The 14,288-nt window shown below is 73.7% G+C and carries 13 protein-coding genes; 8 read left to right on the top strand and 5 right to left on the bottom strand.

The genetic code is table 11. The features are described 5' to 3' along the window. Positions 1 to 72: 72 nt before the first annotated feature. Together QYM41_RS02240 and QYM41_RS02235 are read right to left on the bottom strand one after the other, a co-directional pair. A complete protein-coding gene (locus QYM41_RS02240) occupies positions 73 to 1,029 on the bottom strand; it encodes a hypothetical protein (protein ID WP_368798100.1) in 957 nt (318 codons plus the stop codon). A 201-nt stretch (positions 1,030 to 1,230) separates the two neighbouring features. Beyond that, positions 1,231 to 1,845 (bottom strand): PadR family transcriptional regulator, encoded by a 615-nt coding sequence (locus tag QYM41_RS02235; protein ID WP_368798099.1) that lies wholly within the window; start codon positions 1,843 to 1,845, stop codon positions 1,231 to 1,233. A 175-nt stretch (positions 1,846 to 2,020) separates the two neighbouring features. Between QYM41_RS02235 and QYM41_RS02230 the strand changes: the two genes are divergently transcribed. Genes QYM41_RS02230 through QYM41_RS02220 form a run of 3 tightly spaced genes read left to right on the top strand, consistent with a single transcriptional unit; the run spans position 2,021 to position 5,519 of the window. Then, a complete protein-coding gene (locus QYM41_RS02230; RefSeq protein WP_368798098.1) occupies positions 2,021 to 3,136 on the top strand; it encodes an aromatic ring-hydroxylating oxygenase subunit alpha in 1,116 nt (371 codons plus the stop codon). Positions 3,137 to 3,145: 9 nt separating this feature from the next. Further along, a complete protein-coding gene (locus tag QYM41_RS02225) occupies positions 3,146 to 4,150 on the top strand; it encodes a PDR/VanB family oxidoreductase (RefSeq protein ID WP_368798097.1) in 1,005 nt (334 codons plus the stop codon). Between the two features lie 10 nt (positions 4,151 to 4,160). Further along, positions 4,161 to 5,519 (top strand): MFS transporter, encoded by a 1,359-nt coding sequence (locus QYM41_RS02220; RefSeq protein ID WP_368798096.1) that lies wholly within the window; start codon positions 4,161 to 4,163, stop codon positions 5,517 to 5,519. A 13-nt stretch (positions 5,520 to 5,532) separates the two neighbouring features. Here the strand turns inward: QYM41_RS02220 and QYM41_RS02215 are convergent, their stop codons facing one another. Together QYM41_RS02215 and QYM41_RS02210 are read right to left on the bottom strand one after the other, a co-directional pair. After that, positions 5,533 to 6,555, bottom strand: coding sequence for a hypothetical protein (locus QYM41_RS02215; protein WP_368798095.1), 1,023 nt, complete (start codon positions 6,553 to 6,555; stop codon positions 5,533 to 5,535). Between the two features lie 7 nt (positions 6,556 to 6,562). Further along, positions 6,563 to 7,060, bottom strand: a complete 498-nt coding sequence (locus QYM41_RS02210; RefSeq protein ID WP_368798094.1) for a DUF427 domain-containing protein — start codon at positions 7,058 to 7,060, stop codon at positions 6,563 to 6,565. Between the two features lie 243 nt (positions 7,061 to 7,303). On the opposite strand from QYM41_RS02210, the gene QYM41_RS02205 reads away from it, so the two are divergent. Further along, positions 7,304 to 8,737 (top strand): aminobutyraldehyde dehydrogenase, encoded by a 1,434-nt coding sequence (locus QYM41_RS02205; protein ID WP_368798093.1) that lies wholly within the window; start codon positions 7,304 to 7,306, stop codon positions 8,735 to 8,737. Positions 8,738 to 8,759: 22 nt separating this feature from the next. On the opposite strand, the gene QYM41_RS02200 is transcribed toward QYM41_RS02205, so the two are convergent. Beyond that, positions 8,760 to 9,443 (bottom strand): TetR/AcrR family transcriptional regulator, encoded by a 684-nt coding sequence (locus QYM41_RS02200; RefSeq protein ID WP_368798092.1) that lies wholly within the window; start codon positions 9,441 to 9,443, stop codon positions 8,760 to 8,762. Positions 9,444 to 9,588: 145 nt separating this feature from the next. Between QYM41_RS02200 and QYM41_RS02195 the strand changes: the two genes are divergently transcribed. From QYM41_RS02195 to QYM41_RS02180, 4 genes are all read left to right on the top strand, one after another. Further along, positions 9,589 to 10,320 carry a mycothiol-dependent nitroreductase Rv2466c family protein gene (locus QYM41_RS02195; protein WP_368798091.1) on the top strand — a complete coding sequence of 244 codons (732 nt, stop codon included), beginning with the start codon at positions 9,589 to 9,591 and terminating at the stop codon, positions 10,318 to 10,320. A 106-nt stretch (positions 10,321 to 10,426) separates the two neighbouring features. Beyond that, complete coding sequence (locus QYM41_RS02190; RefSeq protein WP_368798090.1) at positions 10,427 to 11,872, top strand: flavin monoamine oxidase family protein; 1,446 nt, start codon at positions 10,427 to 10,429, stop codon at positions 11,870 to 11,872. Further along, positions 11,869 to 12,744 (top strand): universal stress protein, encoded by an 876-nt coding sequence (locus QYM41_RS02185; protein ID WP_368798089.1) that lies wholly within the window; start codon positions 11,869 to 11,871, stop codon positions 12,742 to 12,744. The genes QYM41_RS02190 and QYM41_RS02185 overlap by 4 nt, the downstream gene beginning before the upstream one ends. After that, positions 12,741 to 14,261: an APC family permease gene (locus QYM41_RS02180; RefSeq protein ID WP_368798088.1), complete on the top strand. Its 1,521-nt coding sequence runs from the start codon at positions 12,741 to 12,743 to the stop codon at positions 14,259 to 14,261. The genes QYM41_RS02185 and QYM41_RS02180 overlap by 4 nt, the downstream gene beginning before the upstream one ends. Positions 14,262 to 14,288 lie beyond the last annotated feature (27 nt).

Genomic DNA, 14,288 nt, shown 5'->3' with positions numbered 1-14,288 from the left:
CGGTCGGCGGACCGGCGGACTGCCGGGCCGCTCCGGCTCATCGTAGGCGTGCCGGCGCCGCGGACCGACGGATCACTGGTAGGAGACGAACCAGGGCTGCGGCTCGATCGCGGACGTCTCCTCCGGGGTGAAGGTCGGGGTGTCCTCGTCGTAGAAGTTCTTCCACGCCATCCGGATCCCGTCCGGCAGGCCCTGCTGCAGCCTCTCCCACGTGCCCCTCTTCAGCTCCGGGGTCCCGTGGCCGTCGGCGTGCAGGACCAGCGCGAGCTCCGGGCGGGAGGCGTCCACGAGGTGGCGGTTCGTGATCATGGACTCCGCGAACTGGTGCAGGACCACCACCTTCTGCGGCAGCTCCTGCTCCCGGGTCAGCTCGGCGAGCCACGCGGTGGTCGCGTTGATCTCGGCCGCGTCCACCGAGCCGATCTGGACCATGTGCACCTGCTCCGGGGCCAGTCGCCACTCCGGGTCCAGGGCCAGTCCCACGTTGGGCAGCTCGAGCAGCTCCCGGTACTGCTGCGCCTGGCTCAGGAAGTCCTGGCGGCCGGGCTGGAGGTCCAGCACCACGTACACGTCCTGCTCCGCCGCGGCCTCCACGTAGGGGCGCAGCTCCTCGACCGGGAGCTCCTCGGAGTAGTCCCCGTCCTCACCGGGGCTCGCGGACGCGGTGGTCGCGATGATCTCGAACGCGGGGACCACCGGCACATCGCTGAAGGGCTCGTACTGGGCGGCGAGCTCCTTCGCCCGGACGGCCGACTCCTCGGGGCCCTGCTCGCCCAGCACGCCCAGGGCCGGGGTCCCGGGGCGGCCGTAGAGGGCCACCATCCGGCGGTCGGGGAACACCTCGGTGCCCCCGCCGATCAGCTCCGCGGGCTCCTCGGGCGTGGGGGTCGGGGACGGGGTGGGCGACGACGACGCGCTAGCCGCGGGCGTCGCCGCCGAACCCGGACCGGCGCCCTGGGCGCAGCCGGTCAGCAGGAGCGCGGCGCACAGGGCAGGGAGGAGGGGGCGGGGCAGCGACGAGCGGCTCATGGTCTGTCCTGGGGCCGGAGGCGGGGGGTGCGTCCAGACTACGCACCGGCCGGCGCGTCCGGCGGGAACGGGGCCGGGTACGGCGCGGGGCGCGTCACGGGGCGACCCGTGACCGCCGGCCGCCCGGGGCGCGGCGGCCAGGGCGCGGCGCCCCGGGGCGGTCCGGTGCGCCGCAGGCCGTGCCGGGCCGCCCGGCGCGTCTCAGCGCGTGCCGGGCTCGTCGGGCCGGCCGAGCTCGCCCAGTTCCTCCAGCAGGCGCAGACCGCGCTCGGCCCAGGTGATCTCCTGGTCCGCGCGGGACACCTGGCCCTCGTAGGCGAAGACCTTGAACCGGGTGATCCGCTCCCACTGGTCCTCGGGGTTGGCCGCCAGCCGGCGCGCCAGCGTGGGGCTCGTGCGCTCCTGGAGCGCCGTGATCTGCGCGAGGGCCTGCGCGCGCTGGTCGCGGTAGTGCTCGATGTGCGCACGCAGCTGCGCGGCCGCGGCCCCGGGGGGCGCCCACTCGAAGTAGGCGGCCCGGAGGTGGGCGGGGTCCCGCTCCCGGACGTAGCCGAACGGCTGCTCCTGCCACTGCCGCAGGGCGCGCTCGCCCTCGGGCGTGATCGAGTACTCCGTCTTGGTGGCCCCGCGCGAGCCCCACGGCACGGGCCGGCTCGCGAGCAACCCCTCCGCGTGCATCTTGCGCAGCTCCGGGTAGATCTGCGAGTCGGGGGCGTGCCAGACGTGCCCCACGGAGGCGCTGAACTGCTTGACCACGTCGTAGCCCGTCAGCGGCCCCGAGGAGAGCAGTGCCAGCAGCGCCGAGCGGAGGCTCACGGGCGGTTCCTTCCGTCGAAGCGGGACGTCGTCCAGCTGAGCCTATCCGGGACGACCGGACCGTGGCTCTTGTCACTCACTATGTACATAGGTATTCTGTGTGCCACGCCACTGACTACCTATGGTGATAGTGAGTGGCGGTGCCCTCCCGGACCGCCCAGCAGAGGACCGCGCCATGACCGTCTCCGCCACGAAGACCAGCAGCACCGCCAAGCTCCTGGCCCACCCGCTCGACGCCTGGTACGTCGCCGGCTGGGACCACGAGATCACCGGGAAGGGCATCCTCTCCCGCACCGTCGCGGGCCGGCCGCTGGCCCTGTACCGCACCGCCGACGGCCGGGCCGTGGCCCTGGCGGACGCCTGCTGGCACCGGCTCGCCCCGCTGTCCCAGGGCAGGCTCGTCGGCCGCGACGAGATCCAGTGCCCCTACCACGGGCTGCGCTACAACGCCGCGGGGCGGTGCACCTCGATGCCCGCGCAGGAGACGCTGAACCCCTCCGCAACGGTGCCGTCCTTCCCGGTGGTCGAGCGCCACCGCTACGTGTGGGTGTGGCTGGGCGACCCCACGCGGGCGGACCCGGCGCTCGTGCCCGACATGCACCAGCTGGACAGCACCGAGTGGGCCGGCGACGGCGAGACCATCCACGCCCCCTGCAACTACCAGCTCGTCCTCGACAACCTCATGGACCTCACGCACGAGGAGTTCGTGCACTCCTCCAGCATCGGCCAGGAGGAGCTGTCCGAGTCGGAGTTCGAGACCACCCACGACGAGCGCTCCGTGACCGTGACCCGGTGGATGCGCAACATCGAGCCCCCGCCCTTCTGGCTCAAGAACATGCGGGACCGGTTCCCCGGCTTCGCGGGCAGGGTGGATCGCTGGCAGATCATCCACTACACCTTCCCCTCCACCATCTGCATCGACGTGGGCGTCGCGGAGGCCGGGACCGGGGCGCCCGAGGGGGACCGCTCCCGCGGGGTCAACGGCTACGTGATGAACACGATCACCCCGGAGACGGACCGCTCCTGCCACTACTTCTGGGCCTTCATGCGCAACTACCGCCTGGAGAGCCAGCTCATCACCACCGAGCTGCGCAACGGCGTGCACGGGGTGTTCGGCGAGGACGAGGCCATGCTGCAGGCCCAGCAGGCGGCCATCGACGCCAACCCCGAGCACGAGTTCTACAACCTCAACATCGACATGGGCGGGATGTGGGTGCGCCGGCTCCTCGAGCGGGCGCTCGAGGCGGAGGGCCGTCCCGCCGCCGCCCCCACCGTCCCCGCCGGGGCCTGAGGAGGAACCGTGGCCGACTCCCAGCACGAGGTCTGGCAGCACGCCGCCGTCGTCGCCGTCGAGGACGTCGCCGCCGGCATCCGGCGCGTCGTCCTGCGCCCGGAGCTGCCCCGCCCGGTGCGGCCCGGCGAGCACGTGGACGTCCGCGTCCGCGTGCACGGCGAGCAGCAGGTGCGCTCCTACTCGGTGGTCGACGCCACCGAGGACGGCGCGCAGCTGGCGCTGAGCGTCTTCCGCACCCCCACCTCCCGCGGCGGGTCCGTGTTCATGCACGGACTCGAGCCCGGGCAGTCCCTCGAGATCACCCAGCCGCTGCAGAACTTTCCGCTGCGCGTGGGAGCCCCGGCCTACGTCCTGCTGGCCGGCGGCATCGGCATCACGGCGATCACCGGGATGGCCGCCCTGCTGCGCCGGCTCGGCGCGGACTACCGCCTCGTCTACGTCGCCCGCTCCCGCGCCGCCATGGCCTACCTCGACGACCTGGCCGCCGTGCACGGCGACCGGCTCGAGGCCCACGTCGACGACGAGGGCGGCTCGCTCGACGTCCCGGCCCTCGTGGCCTCCGTGCCGGAGGGCGCCGAGCTCTACATGTGCGGGCCCATCCGGCTCATGGACGCGGTGCGCCGCGCCTGGGCCGAGCGCGGGCTCGACCGCACCGGCCTGCGCTACGAGACCTTCGGCAACAGCGGCTGGTTCGAGGCCGAGCCGTTCACGGTCCGCGTCCCGCGGCTCGGCGCCGAGACCGTCGTCGGCCCGGACGAGTCCCTGCTCGAGGCCCTCGAGCGGGAGGGCCTCGACATGATGTCCGACTGCCGCAAGGGCGAGTGCGGGCTGTGCCAGGTCGCCGTGCTCGGGCTGAGCGGGCGGATCGACCACCGCGACGTGTTCTACTCGGACCGGCAGAAGGAGACCGGCAGGTCCCTGTGCTGCTGCGTCTCACGGGCGGTCTCGGCCGCACCGGACCCCGGGGCCGGCGAGCGCCCGGCCGCCGTCCTCACCATCGACGTCCCCTGAGAGGCTCCCCATGGACATCCGACACCAGATCGACGCATCCAGGATGTCGTCGTACCAGTGGCTCATCATCGCGGTGACCACGTTCCTCAACGCCCTCGACGGCTACGACGTCCTCGCCATGGCGTTCACGGCCACGTCCGTGACCGAGGAGTTCGGACTCTCCGGCTCCCAGCTGGGCTGGCTGCTCAGTGCCGGGCTGATCGGGATGGCCGCGGGCTCCCTCGTGCTCGGGCCCTTCGCGGACCGGTACGGCCGGCGGAAGATCCTCGTGCTCGCCCTGGCCGTCAACGCCCTCGGCCTGTTCCTGTCCACCACGGCCGGGAGCGTGCTGGAGCTCGGGCTGTGGCGGGTGGTCACGGGCCTGGGCGTGGGTGGGATCCTCGCCTCCGCCACGGTGATCACCAGCGAGTACGCCAGTGCCCGCCGCCGCGGCATGGCCGTCAGCATCTTCACCGCCGGCTACGGCGTGGGCGCCACGCTCGGCGGCATGGGCGCGACCCAGCTGATCCCCGCCTTCGGCTGGCGCTCCGTGTTCCTCACCGGCGGCCTGCTCACCCTCGTGGCCATCGGGCTCGTGCTGGCCGTGCTGCCCGAGTCCGTCGACTACCTCCGCACCCGGCGGCCGGCGGGCGCCTCCCGGCAGCTCGACCGCATCGCCCGGCGCCTCCGGCTCGAGGGCGAGGTCGAGCTCGGCCCGGTCCCGGCCGGCGCCGGCGAGCGCGGGAGCAGCGTCGGGCTGCTGCTCAGCGGCCGCTACCGCACCGCGACCCTCCTGCTGTGGGCGGCCTTCTTCGTCATCATGTTCGGCTTCTACTTCGCCAACTCCTGGACTCCCCGGCTCCTCGTGGAGACCGGCATGAGCGAGCAGCAGGGCATCGTGGGCGGGCTCATGCTCACGATGGGCGGCACCTTCGGGTCCCTGCTCTACGGGGCCCTGACCACCCGGTGGGACGAGCGGCTGACCCTGATGGCCTTCACCGTGCTCTCCGCGGTGACCCTCGTGCTGTTCATCACGACGACGTCCGTGCCCCTGCTGGCATTCTCGTCCGGCGTGGTGGTCGGCATGCTCATCAACGGCTGCATCGCCGGGCTCTACACCGTGGCGCCGATGACCTACGAGCCCGGCATCCGGACCACCGGGGTGGGCTGGGGCATCGGCGTGGGCCGGGCCGGGGCGATCCTGGCGCCCATCGCGGTCGGCGCGCTGCTGGACACCGGCTGGACGCCCACGCAGCTCTACGTGGGGGTCGCGGTGGTCGTCGCCCTCGCGGCCCTGGCCCTCGTGCGGCTGCGCCCCTGGGCGGAGGACGCGGAGGATCCCGCCGGAGGGCGGCCGGGGCGCCGGCACAGCCCGTCCTCGGCCGGCTGACACCGGTGCCTGCTCACCAGTCCGCGAGATCTCCGCAGCCCTCCTCGTGGGGCAGCAGCGGCCGGAACGTGACCGACCAGCGCTCGCCGTCCTCGGAGAGCCAGGGCGTCTGCGTGTCGGCCGAGCCGGCGGCGTCCAGGACGGCCCGGGCCTGCTCGCCCGTGGCGACCACGCAGCTCAGCCCCAGCCGCGGCTCGAGCGGCTCCCCGGGCAGCGGCGGCCCCGGCCACGGCACCGGGCGCCGTTCCCGGCCGTCCTGCGGGTCCCGCCACTCGGTGACCACGCCGGCGACGGCCTCCGGGACGTAGACCTCCTGCTCGCCCACGGCGTCCCCGGGCAGCACCGAGGCCGGGTCGCTCAGCTCCCGGACGAGCGACTGCAGCTCGGCCCGTGCGGCCAGCTGCTCGGCGGTCAGGCCGCTGCCCGGGCCGGTCGGCGGCTCCCCGGGCGGTCCGCCCGGTCCGGACGGCGTCCCGGCCCCCAGGGCGTACACCTCCCGCACGACGGTCTCCTCCGGGGTCACCACGGTGAAGCGCGTCGAGGGGAGGTCGGCCACCGGCGGGCTGCCGAGGTCCGAGGACTCGCCGACGCCCGCGCGCAGCGCCCGGTCGACCAGCACCGCGACGGCGTCCCGGTCGACGCGCTGCACCTGCAGCGCGGGCAGGGCGGGCGGCGGGAAGATCTCGATCTGCGGGCCCTGCGTGATGACCCGGCCGTCCGCGTGCACGCTGACCAGCGGCAGCCGGGCGGCCAGCCACTCCGGGGTGGAGAAGCCCCCGACGTGGGCGACCTCGATCACCAGCGCGTCCTCCGCGTCCTCCGGAGGCTCCGGCGCACCTGCGGACGCCGGGGGATCCGCGGGCCCCGGCGCGGGCGGGGTGGCCGGTGCCTCCGGGGCGGCCGCTGAGCCCGTGCTCGTCCCGGACGCCTCGGCGCCTCCGGGAGTCCCGGAGGCCCCGGCGGGACCGGACGGCGCGCACGCCGGGGTCAGCAGCAGCAGGACCAGCAGGCTCGCGAGCCGGGCGGCGCGGCGCATCGCGGGCTCACCAGCCCCGGCTGCCGGGGGCGCCCTTGAACGGGCCGGTCACCCGGGAGGTGATCCAGCCCCCGTAGAACCCGCCCTCCTGCGGGAGCACCTGCTCCCCGGCCACGAGGCACCGGTCCATCAGTCCGGGCATCAGGGCCACGTGCCCGCGCAGGGACTCGAAGCCGGGCGTGGGGGCGGGGTAGGTCCAGGCCGCACGGGCGGCGGTGCGCTCCCCGCCGTGCACGTCGAAGTACGCCGCCGCGCCCTTCCACTCACACCACGAGCTCCCCTCGCACGGGACCAGGGCGCCCGCGGCGAAGGCCTCGCGGGGCAGGTAGTAGGTCGGTGGGTGGCTGGTCTCGAGCACCCGCAGCGCGGAGATGGTGGAGGCGATGCGCGCGCCGCCCAGCCACACCTCCACGTGCTCCCGGCTGGACTCCGTGCGCGGTGGTCTCGGGTAGTCCCACACGGACTCCTGGCCGGGGCCGGGGGTGTCGGGCCGGGGTCGTCTCATCTGCTCGCCCTCCAAAGGTCCGCCCGGCGACCCGGGCGGACGGGTGTCCTGCACCACCATGCTACGGCGCCACCGTGCCGCGGGGCAGAGGGGCACCGCGGGGTGGTGCCCCCGGCGCGGACGTCGCACCGGGGGCCGGTCCACCGCCCGCCGGTGTCCCCGGTCACACCGGACCCTATTGAAATGAACCACGGTCATTTAGAGTGACAGGCATCCCGTTCTCGTCCCCGGAGAGGAACCACCATGAGCGACGTCCTGCAGAACTACGTCGACGGCGCCTTCGTCGAGGCCCACGGCACCGGCCGGATCGACGTGGTCGACCCCACCACCGGCACGACGGTCGCCGTCTCCCCGGTCTCGGACGCCACGGACGTGGACCGGGCCTTCGCCGCCGCCCGCGCGGCGTTCCGGACGTGGAAGCGCACCACGCCGGGCGAGCGCCAGCTGCTGCTGCTCCGGCTCGCGGACGCGCTCGAGGCGCACAGCGCCGAGCTCGTCGACGCCCAGCACCGCAACACCGGTCAGCCCCGGCAGATGATCGCCGACGAGGAGGTCGCCGCCGGCGCCGACAACCTGCGCTTCTTCGCCGGGGCCGCCCGGACCCTCGAGGGCAAGGCCGCGGCGGAGTACCTGAGCGGGCACACGTCCTACGTGCGGCGGGAGCCGGTCGGCGTCGTCGCGCAGGTCACGCCCTGGAACTACCCGCTGCTCATGGCGATCTGGAAGCTGGGCCCCGCGCTGGCCGCCGGCAACACCGTGGTCCTCAAGCCCTCGGACACCACCCCGGAGTCCACCCTGGTGCTGGCCCGGCTCGTCGACGGGATCTTCCCGCCCGGCGTGGTCAACGTCCTGCTGGGCGACGGCTCCACGGGTGCGCTGCTGGCCGGGCACCGGACCCCCGCCATGGTCTCCATCACCGGCTCCGTGCGCGCCGGCCGCGCCGTGGCCCTCGCCGCCGCGCAGAACCTCACCCGCGGCCACCTGGAGCTCGGCGGGAAGGCGCCCGCGGTCGTCTTCGCGGACGCCGACCTGCCCGCCGCCGCGAAGGCGCTCGTGGAGTTCGGCACCTTCAACGCCGGCCAGGACTGCACCGCCGTCACGCGCGTGCTCGTCCAGGACAGCGCCCACGACGAGTTCGTGCGCCTGCTCGCCGCGGCCGCCCGGGACGTGGTGACGGGCGACCCGGACGAGTCCAAGAACTTCTACGGGCCCCTCAACAACGCCCGGCACTTCGAGGACGTGTGCCGCAAGCTCGCCGAGCTGCCCGAGCACGCGAGCGTGGTCACCGGGGGCCGGCCGGTGGACGGTTCCCCCGGCTACTTCTTCGAGCCCACGGTGGTGACCGGGGTGCACCAGGACGACGCGCTCGTCCAGGAGGAGACCTTCGGCCCCGTGCTCACCGTGCAGCCCTTCGGCACGGAGGAGGAGGCCCTCGAGCTGGCCAACGGGGTCGACTACGCCCTGGCCTCGAGCGTGTGGACCTCCGACCACGGCACGGCCATGCGGGTCTCCCGGGAGCTCGAGTTCGGCTGCGTGTGGGTCAACACCCACGTCATGCTCATCTCGGAGATGCCGCACGGCGGGTTCAAGGACTCCGGCTACGGCAAGGACCTCTCCCTCTACTCGGTCGAGGAGTACACCCAGGTCAAGCACGTGATGCACGCGCTCGACTCCTGAGCGGGCCCGGCGGCGGGACGGCTCAGCCCCCCGCGGATCTCCGGTCCTGCGCGGCTGCCAGGCGCAGCCGGAAGCCGTCCAGCATGGCGCCGAGGGCCACGTCGAAGGCCTCCTCCGCCGCCGCGGCCGCGTCCGCGGGCCGCGCCCGCACGGCGTCGGCGAACACCGGGGCGAGGTCCGAGCGCTCCCCGGGGTCGAAGATGTCGGCGGGCGCCGTGGCGTCGTAGGCGGCGCCGAAGACCAGGGACTCGATCGAGACGATCACGTCCGCGATGCCCGCCCCCTCCCAGCCCGCGTCCGCGAGGCCCGAGGCGACGGTCTCGTACATCTGCAGGGTGTGCGGGGAGTTCGCGACCGGCAGGACCGCCATGATCGGGATCATGGCGGTGTGCTGGGCGTAGCAGTCGCGGTAGGACCGCGCCCAGCGCTCGAGCGCCTGGTCCCAGGGCAGGGTGCCGAAGGCGGAGCGGTCGATGCCCTGGTTGATCGCGTCCTGGACCCGGATCAGCACCTCGCGCTTCGAGGGCGTGTGGTTGTACAGCGCCGAGGTGGAGACCTTCAGCTCCCGCGCCAGCTCCGTCATCGTCAGGTGCTGGTAGCCCCGGGTGGCGACGATCTTGATCGCGGCCCGGGTGATCCGGTCCTCGGAGAGCACCGGCTGGCGCGGACGACCGCGCCGCCGGGGAGCGGGGCCGGCGGGAGCCATGGGCGGGTCCTCCTGTGGTCGGTGCCGCGGGCTCCCGGGCGGGAGGCGCCGGGTCGCGGGGTCGGGCGGTCACCTCCGAGTCTAGGGCGGCGGCCCGGTGGCCGTGTCCTTGACCGCCGCCCGGCCGGGTCCTAGCGTGTGGGCGGTGAGCAGCGCCGACATCCACTTCTACTTCGATCCGACGTGCCCCTTCGCGTGGCTGACCAGCAGGTGGGTCCGCACGGTGACGGCCCGCCGGCCGTACCGGGTGGACTGGCGGTTCATCTCCCTGCGCCTGCTCAACGAGCACGTGGACTACGGCGCGTGGTTCCCGCCGGAGTACGAGGCGTCCCACACCGCGGGGTTGCGCCTGCTGCGCGTGGCCGCCCGGACCCGCGCGGAGCACGGGCGCGAGGCGGTCGGGCGGCTGTACGAGCAGATCGGGGCGCGCACCTTCGACGCCGACCCCGCGCCCGGCCCCGAGGCGCCCGGGCAGGACCGCCGCGCCGCACCGGCCTTCCTCGAGCCGGTCCTCGCGGCCGCAGGACTCCCGGCGGAGCTCGCCGGCGCCCTCGAGGACGAGACGTGGGACGCCGTGGTCCGCGCGGAGACGGACGAGGCGCTGGCGCTCACGGGCCGGGACGTGGGGACCCCCATCATCCACTTCGAGCCGCCGGAGGGCGTGGCCTTCTTCGGTCCCGTCATCAGCCGCCTGCCCGCCGAGGAGGAGGCGGTGGAGCTGTGGGACCACGTGGTGGCCCTCGCCCGCTTCCCCGGTTTCGCCGAGCTCAAGCGCAGCCTCCGGGAGCAGCCCCGGCTGCGAGGCCTCGGTGTCCCGCCGGACGGCCCCGGGATCGAGGAGGACTGGCACGCCGGGAGCCGGCGGACCAAGAAGTAGCGTCCCGCCGCCGGGTTCCCGGAGCATTTTCCGCCGCAGGTCTTGACGGGCGGCCGTGCGCCCGCGCTTAATGAATGGAGTTCATTTTAGCGTGAAGGAGAGCACAGTGACCGATCAACGCACCCTGGGCAGCGAGACCGCGCTCGAGCGCGACGTCGTCGTCGTCGGGGCCGGGCCCGCCGGGCTGATGGCGGCCCGCACGCTCGCCGCCGCCGGCCGCTCCGTGGCCGTCCTCGAGGCCCGCGACCGCGTGGGCGGGCGGACCTGGTCGAAGACGGTCGACGGCGCGTTCCTGGAGATCGGCGGGCAGTGGATCTCCCCGGACCAGACCGAGCTGCTGGCGCTGGTCGAGGAGCTCGGCCTGGAGACCTTCCAGCGCTACCGCGAGGGCGAGTCCGTCTACCTGGCCCCGGACGGCACCCGGCACACCTACACCGGGTCGATGTTCCCGGCGGGGGAGTCCACGACCGCCGAGATGGAGAAGCTCGTGGCGCTCCTGGACGGCCTCGTGGACGAGCTCGGCGTCACCGAGCCGTGGGCGCACCCGGCGGCGCGGGAGCTGGACACGGTCTCCTTCCACCACTGGCTGCGGAAGCACTCCGACGACGAGGCCGCCTGCAACAACATCGGCATCTTCGTGGCCGGCGGGATGCTCACCAAGCCGGCGCACGCGTTCTCGGCGCTGCAGGCCGTGCTCATGGCCGCCTCCGCCGGGTCCTTCTCGAACCTCGTGGACGAGGACTTCATCCTCGACCGGCGGGTGGTCGGCGGCATGCAGTCCGTCTCCGAGGCCATGGCGGCCCAGCTCGGTCCGGACGTCGTGTTCCTGGACACCCCGGTGCGCACGATCCGGTGGGGCGGGCCGGAGGACACCTACGCCGAGCACGTCCCCGGCACCCCCGTGACCGTCTGGTCGGACCGGCTCACCGTGGTCGCGAAGGACGTGGTCGTGGCCGTCCCGCCCAACCTCTACTCCCGGATCTCCTTCGAGCCGCCCCTGCCGCGGCTGCAGCACCAGATGCACCAGCACCAGTCGCTGGGCCTCGTGATCAAGGTCCACGCCGTCTACGAGACCCCCTTCTGGCGGGACAAGGGCCTGTCCGGCACCGGCTTCGGCGCCCACGAGCTGTCCCAGGAGGTCTACGACAACACCAACCACGGGGACCCCCGCGGCACCCTGGTCGGCTTCGTCTCGGACGAGAAGGCCGACGAGCTCTTCGCGCTGCCCGCCGAGGAGCGCCGGCGGCGGATCCTCGAGTCGTTCTCCCACTACCTGGGGGAGGAGGCGCTGGACCCGGTGGTCTACTACGAGTCCGACTTCGGCTCCGAGGAGTGGACCCGCGGCGCCTACGCCGCCAGCTACGACCTCGGCGGCCTGCACCGCTACGGCGCCCACCAGCGCACCCCGGTGGGCCCCCTCCGCTGGGCCTGCTCCGACCTCGCCGCCGAGGGCTACCAGCACGTCGACGGCGCCCTGCGCCAGGGCCGGCTCGCCGCCGCCGAGGTCCTGGGCGCCGCACCCGCCGCGGTCATGCAGGGAGCCGGGCGGTGAACGGCGACCGGCCGGGGCGCTGCGTCGTCGGCGTCGACGGGGGCCGGCGGGGCCAGGACGCCGTCCGGCTCGCGGCGGCGATCGCCCGGGCCTTCGGCGCGGAGCTGGAGATCGTGCTCGTGCTGCGCACGGACAGCCCCTACCAGCAGGTCTACCCTCCGGTCGGGGACGTCGCCCCGGTCGTGCGGCAGCAGGCCCGCACGTGGCTGGGGGAGGCCGCGCAGCTCGTGCCACAGGACGTCGTCGCCCGCACGCACCTGCGGGAGGACGACTCCGTGGCCGCGGGCCTCGTCCGGGCCGCCGAGGAGCTCGGTGCGCAGCTGATCGTGGTGGGCGCCGGCACCGGGGCGGGACGGTTCTCGGCCGGGCCCGTGGTCGACGCGCTGCTGCACAGCTCGCCCGTGCCCGTGGCCCTCGCCCCGCGCCGGTACCCCGGCGACGTCCCGCTCACCCGGCTGTCCGTGGCCGTGGGCACCCGTCCCGGGGCGCACCAGGTCATCCGGGAGGCCGTCCGGGCGGTCGAGCACTCCGCCCTGGACCTCGAGCTCATCTCCTTCCTCGAGGGGGAGGCCGCCGACCCGGGCACGGCCGAGCAGGTCCGCCGGCGCGTCGAGGAGCACCTCGAGGCCGCCGCGGACGAGGCCCGCCGCAGCCGGCCCGTGCGCGTGCGGGTCGCCGCCGGGCGGACCCTGAAGAAGGCCGCCCGGGACGTCGACTGGGCTCCCGGCGGCCTCCTGCTCATCGGCTCGTCCCGCCTCGCCCAGGGGCGGCAGATCTTCCTGGGCTCCACCGCAGCCAGGCTGCTCAAGCACATCCCGGTGCCGATGGTCGTCGTGCCTCGCCCGGACCGCACCGAGGAGGACGCGTCATGAGCGCATCGGACATCCAGGCGCCGGCGCGCACCGGCACCGACAAGGGTCTCAGCAAGGGCGCCGTGGGGCTGCTCGGCTCCGTGGTCATCGGCGTCTCCTGCATCGCCCCGGCCTACACCCTCTCCGCCGCCCTGGGCCCCACCGCAGCAGAGGTCGGCACCTCCCTGCCGGCGATCTTCCTCGTGGGCTTCATCCCCATGCTGCTCGTGGCCTTCGGCTACCAGCAGCTCAACCGCGCGATGCCGGACTCGGGCACCACCTTCACGTGGGGCTCCAAGGCCTTCGGCCCGTGGCTGGGCTGGATGGGCGGCTGGGGCCTGCTGGCCGCCACGATCCTGGTGCTCTCCAACCTCGCGGGCGTGGCCGTGGACTTCCTCTATCTCGCCCTCGCCCAGATCACTGGCAACGACGCCATCGCCGAGCTCACCCGCAACGTGCCCGTCAACGTGGCCACGTGTCTCGTGTTCGTGGCCCTGGCCGCCTGGATCTCCTACCGCGGGATGGAGACCACCAAGGCGTTCCAGTACGTGCTCGTGGCGTTCCAGGCGGTCGTGCTCCTGTGGTTCTCGGTCGCGGCCTTCGGCCACGTGGCCGCCGGCACCGCCTACGAGGGACTGACCGTGCGCGCCGAGTGGTTCAACCCGTTCGGCGTCGAGTCCTTCTCCGCGTTCGCGGCGGGCGTGTCCCTGTCCGTGTTCATCTACTGGGGCTGGGACGTGGTGCTCACCATCAACGAGGAGACCACGGGGGCCGCCAGCACCCCCGGCAAGGCCGCCCTGACCACGATCTTCGTGATCGTCGCCCTCTACATGACCATCGCCCTCGCGGTGCTCACGTTCTCCGGGGTCTCCGACCAGGGGCTGGGGATGGGCAACGAGGAGATCCAGGAGAACATCTTCGCGGCGCTGGCCGGCCCCGTGATGGGCCCCTTCGCGATCCTGATGTCCCTCGCGGTGCTCTCCTCCTCGGCGGCCTCCCTGCAGTCCACGTTCGTCTCCCCGGCCCGCACGATGCTGGCCATGGGCTACTACGGAGCGCTGCCCCCGAAGTTCGCCCGGGTCACCCCGCGGTTCCAGACCCCGGGCTACGCGACGGTCGCGGCGGCGGTGATCTCGGCGGGCTTCTACGCCGTGATGCGGGTGGTCTCGGAGAACGTGCTCTGGGACACCATCACCACCCTCGGCATGATGGTCTGCTTCTACTACGGGGTCACCGCCCTCGCCTGCGTCTGGTACTTCCGGCGCGAGTGGTTCCGCGGGCCGAAGAACGTGTTCACGAAGTTCGTCGCGCCGCTGCTCGGCGGGATCCTGCTGCTGGTGTTCTTCGGGCAGACGGCCTACGACTCGATGGACCCGGAGTACGGCTCCGGCTCGCAGATCGGGGGCGTGGGCCTGGTCTTCCTCCTGGGCGTGGGGATCCTCCTGCTCGGCGTGGCGGTCATGCTCGTCCAGTACCGGCGCAACCCGGCCTTCTTCCGGGAACGCTTCGAGACCACCGAGCTCCCCGTCCTGGACTGACGGTGGCCGCGAGATCGCAGCTCTCGG

Source organism: Kocuria oxytropis (genome assembly GCF_040981195.1).
Taxonomy (GTDB): Bacteria; Actinomycetota; Actinomycetes; order Actinomycetales; family Micrococcaceae; genus Kocuria; species Kocuria oxytropis.
The sequence above is the reverse complement of the archived record's forward strand: the minus strand, read 5'-3'. Positions and strand labels throughout refer to the sequence as shown.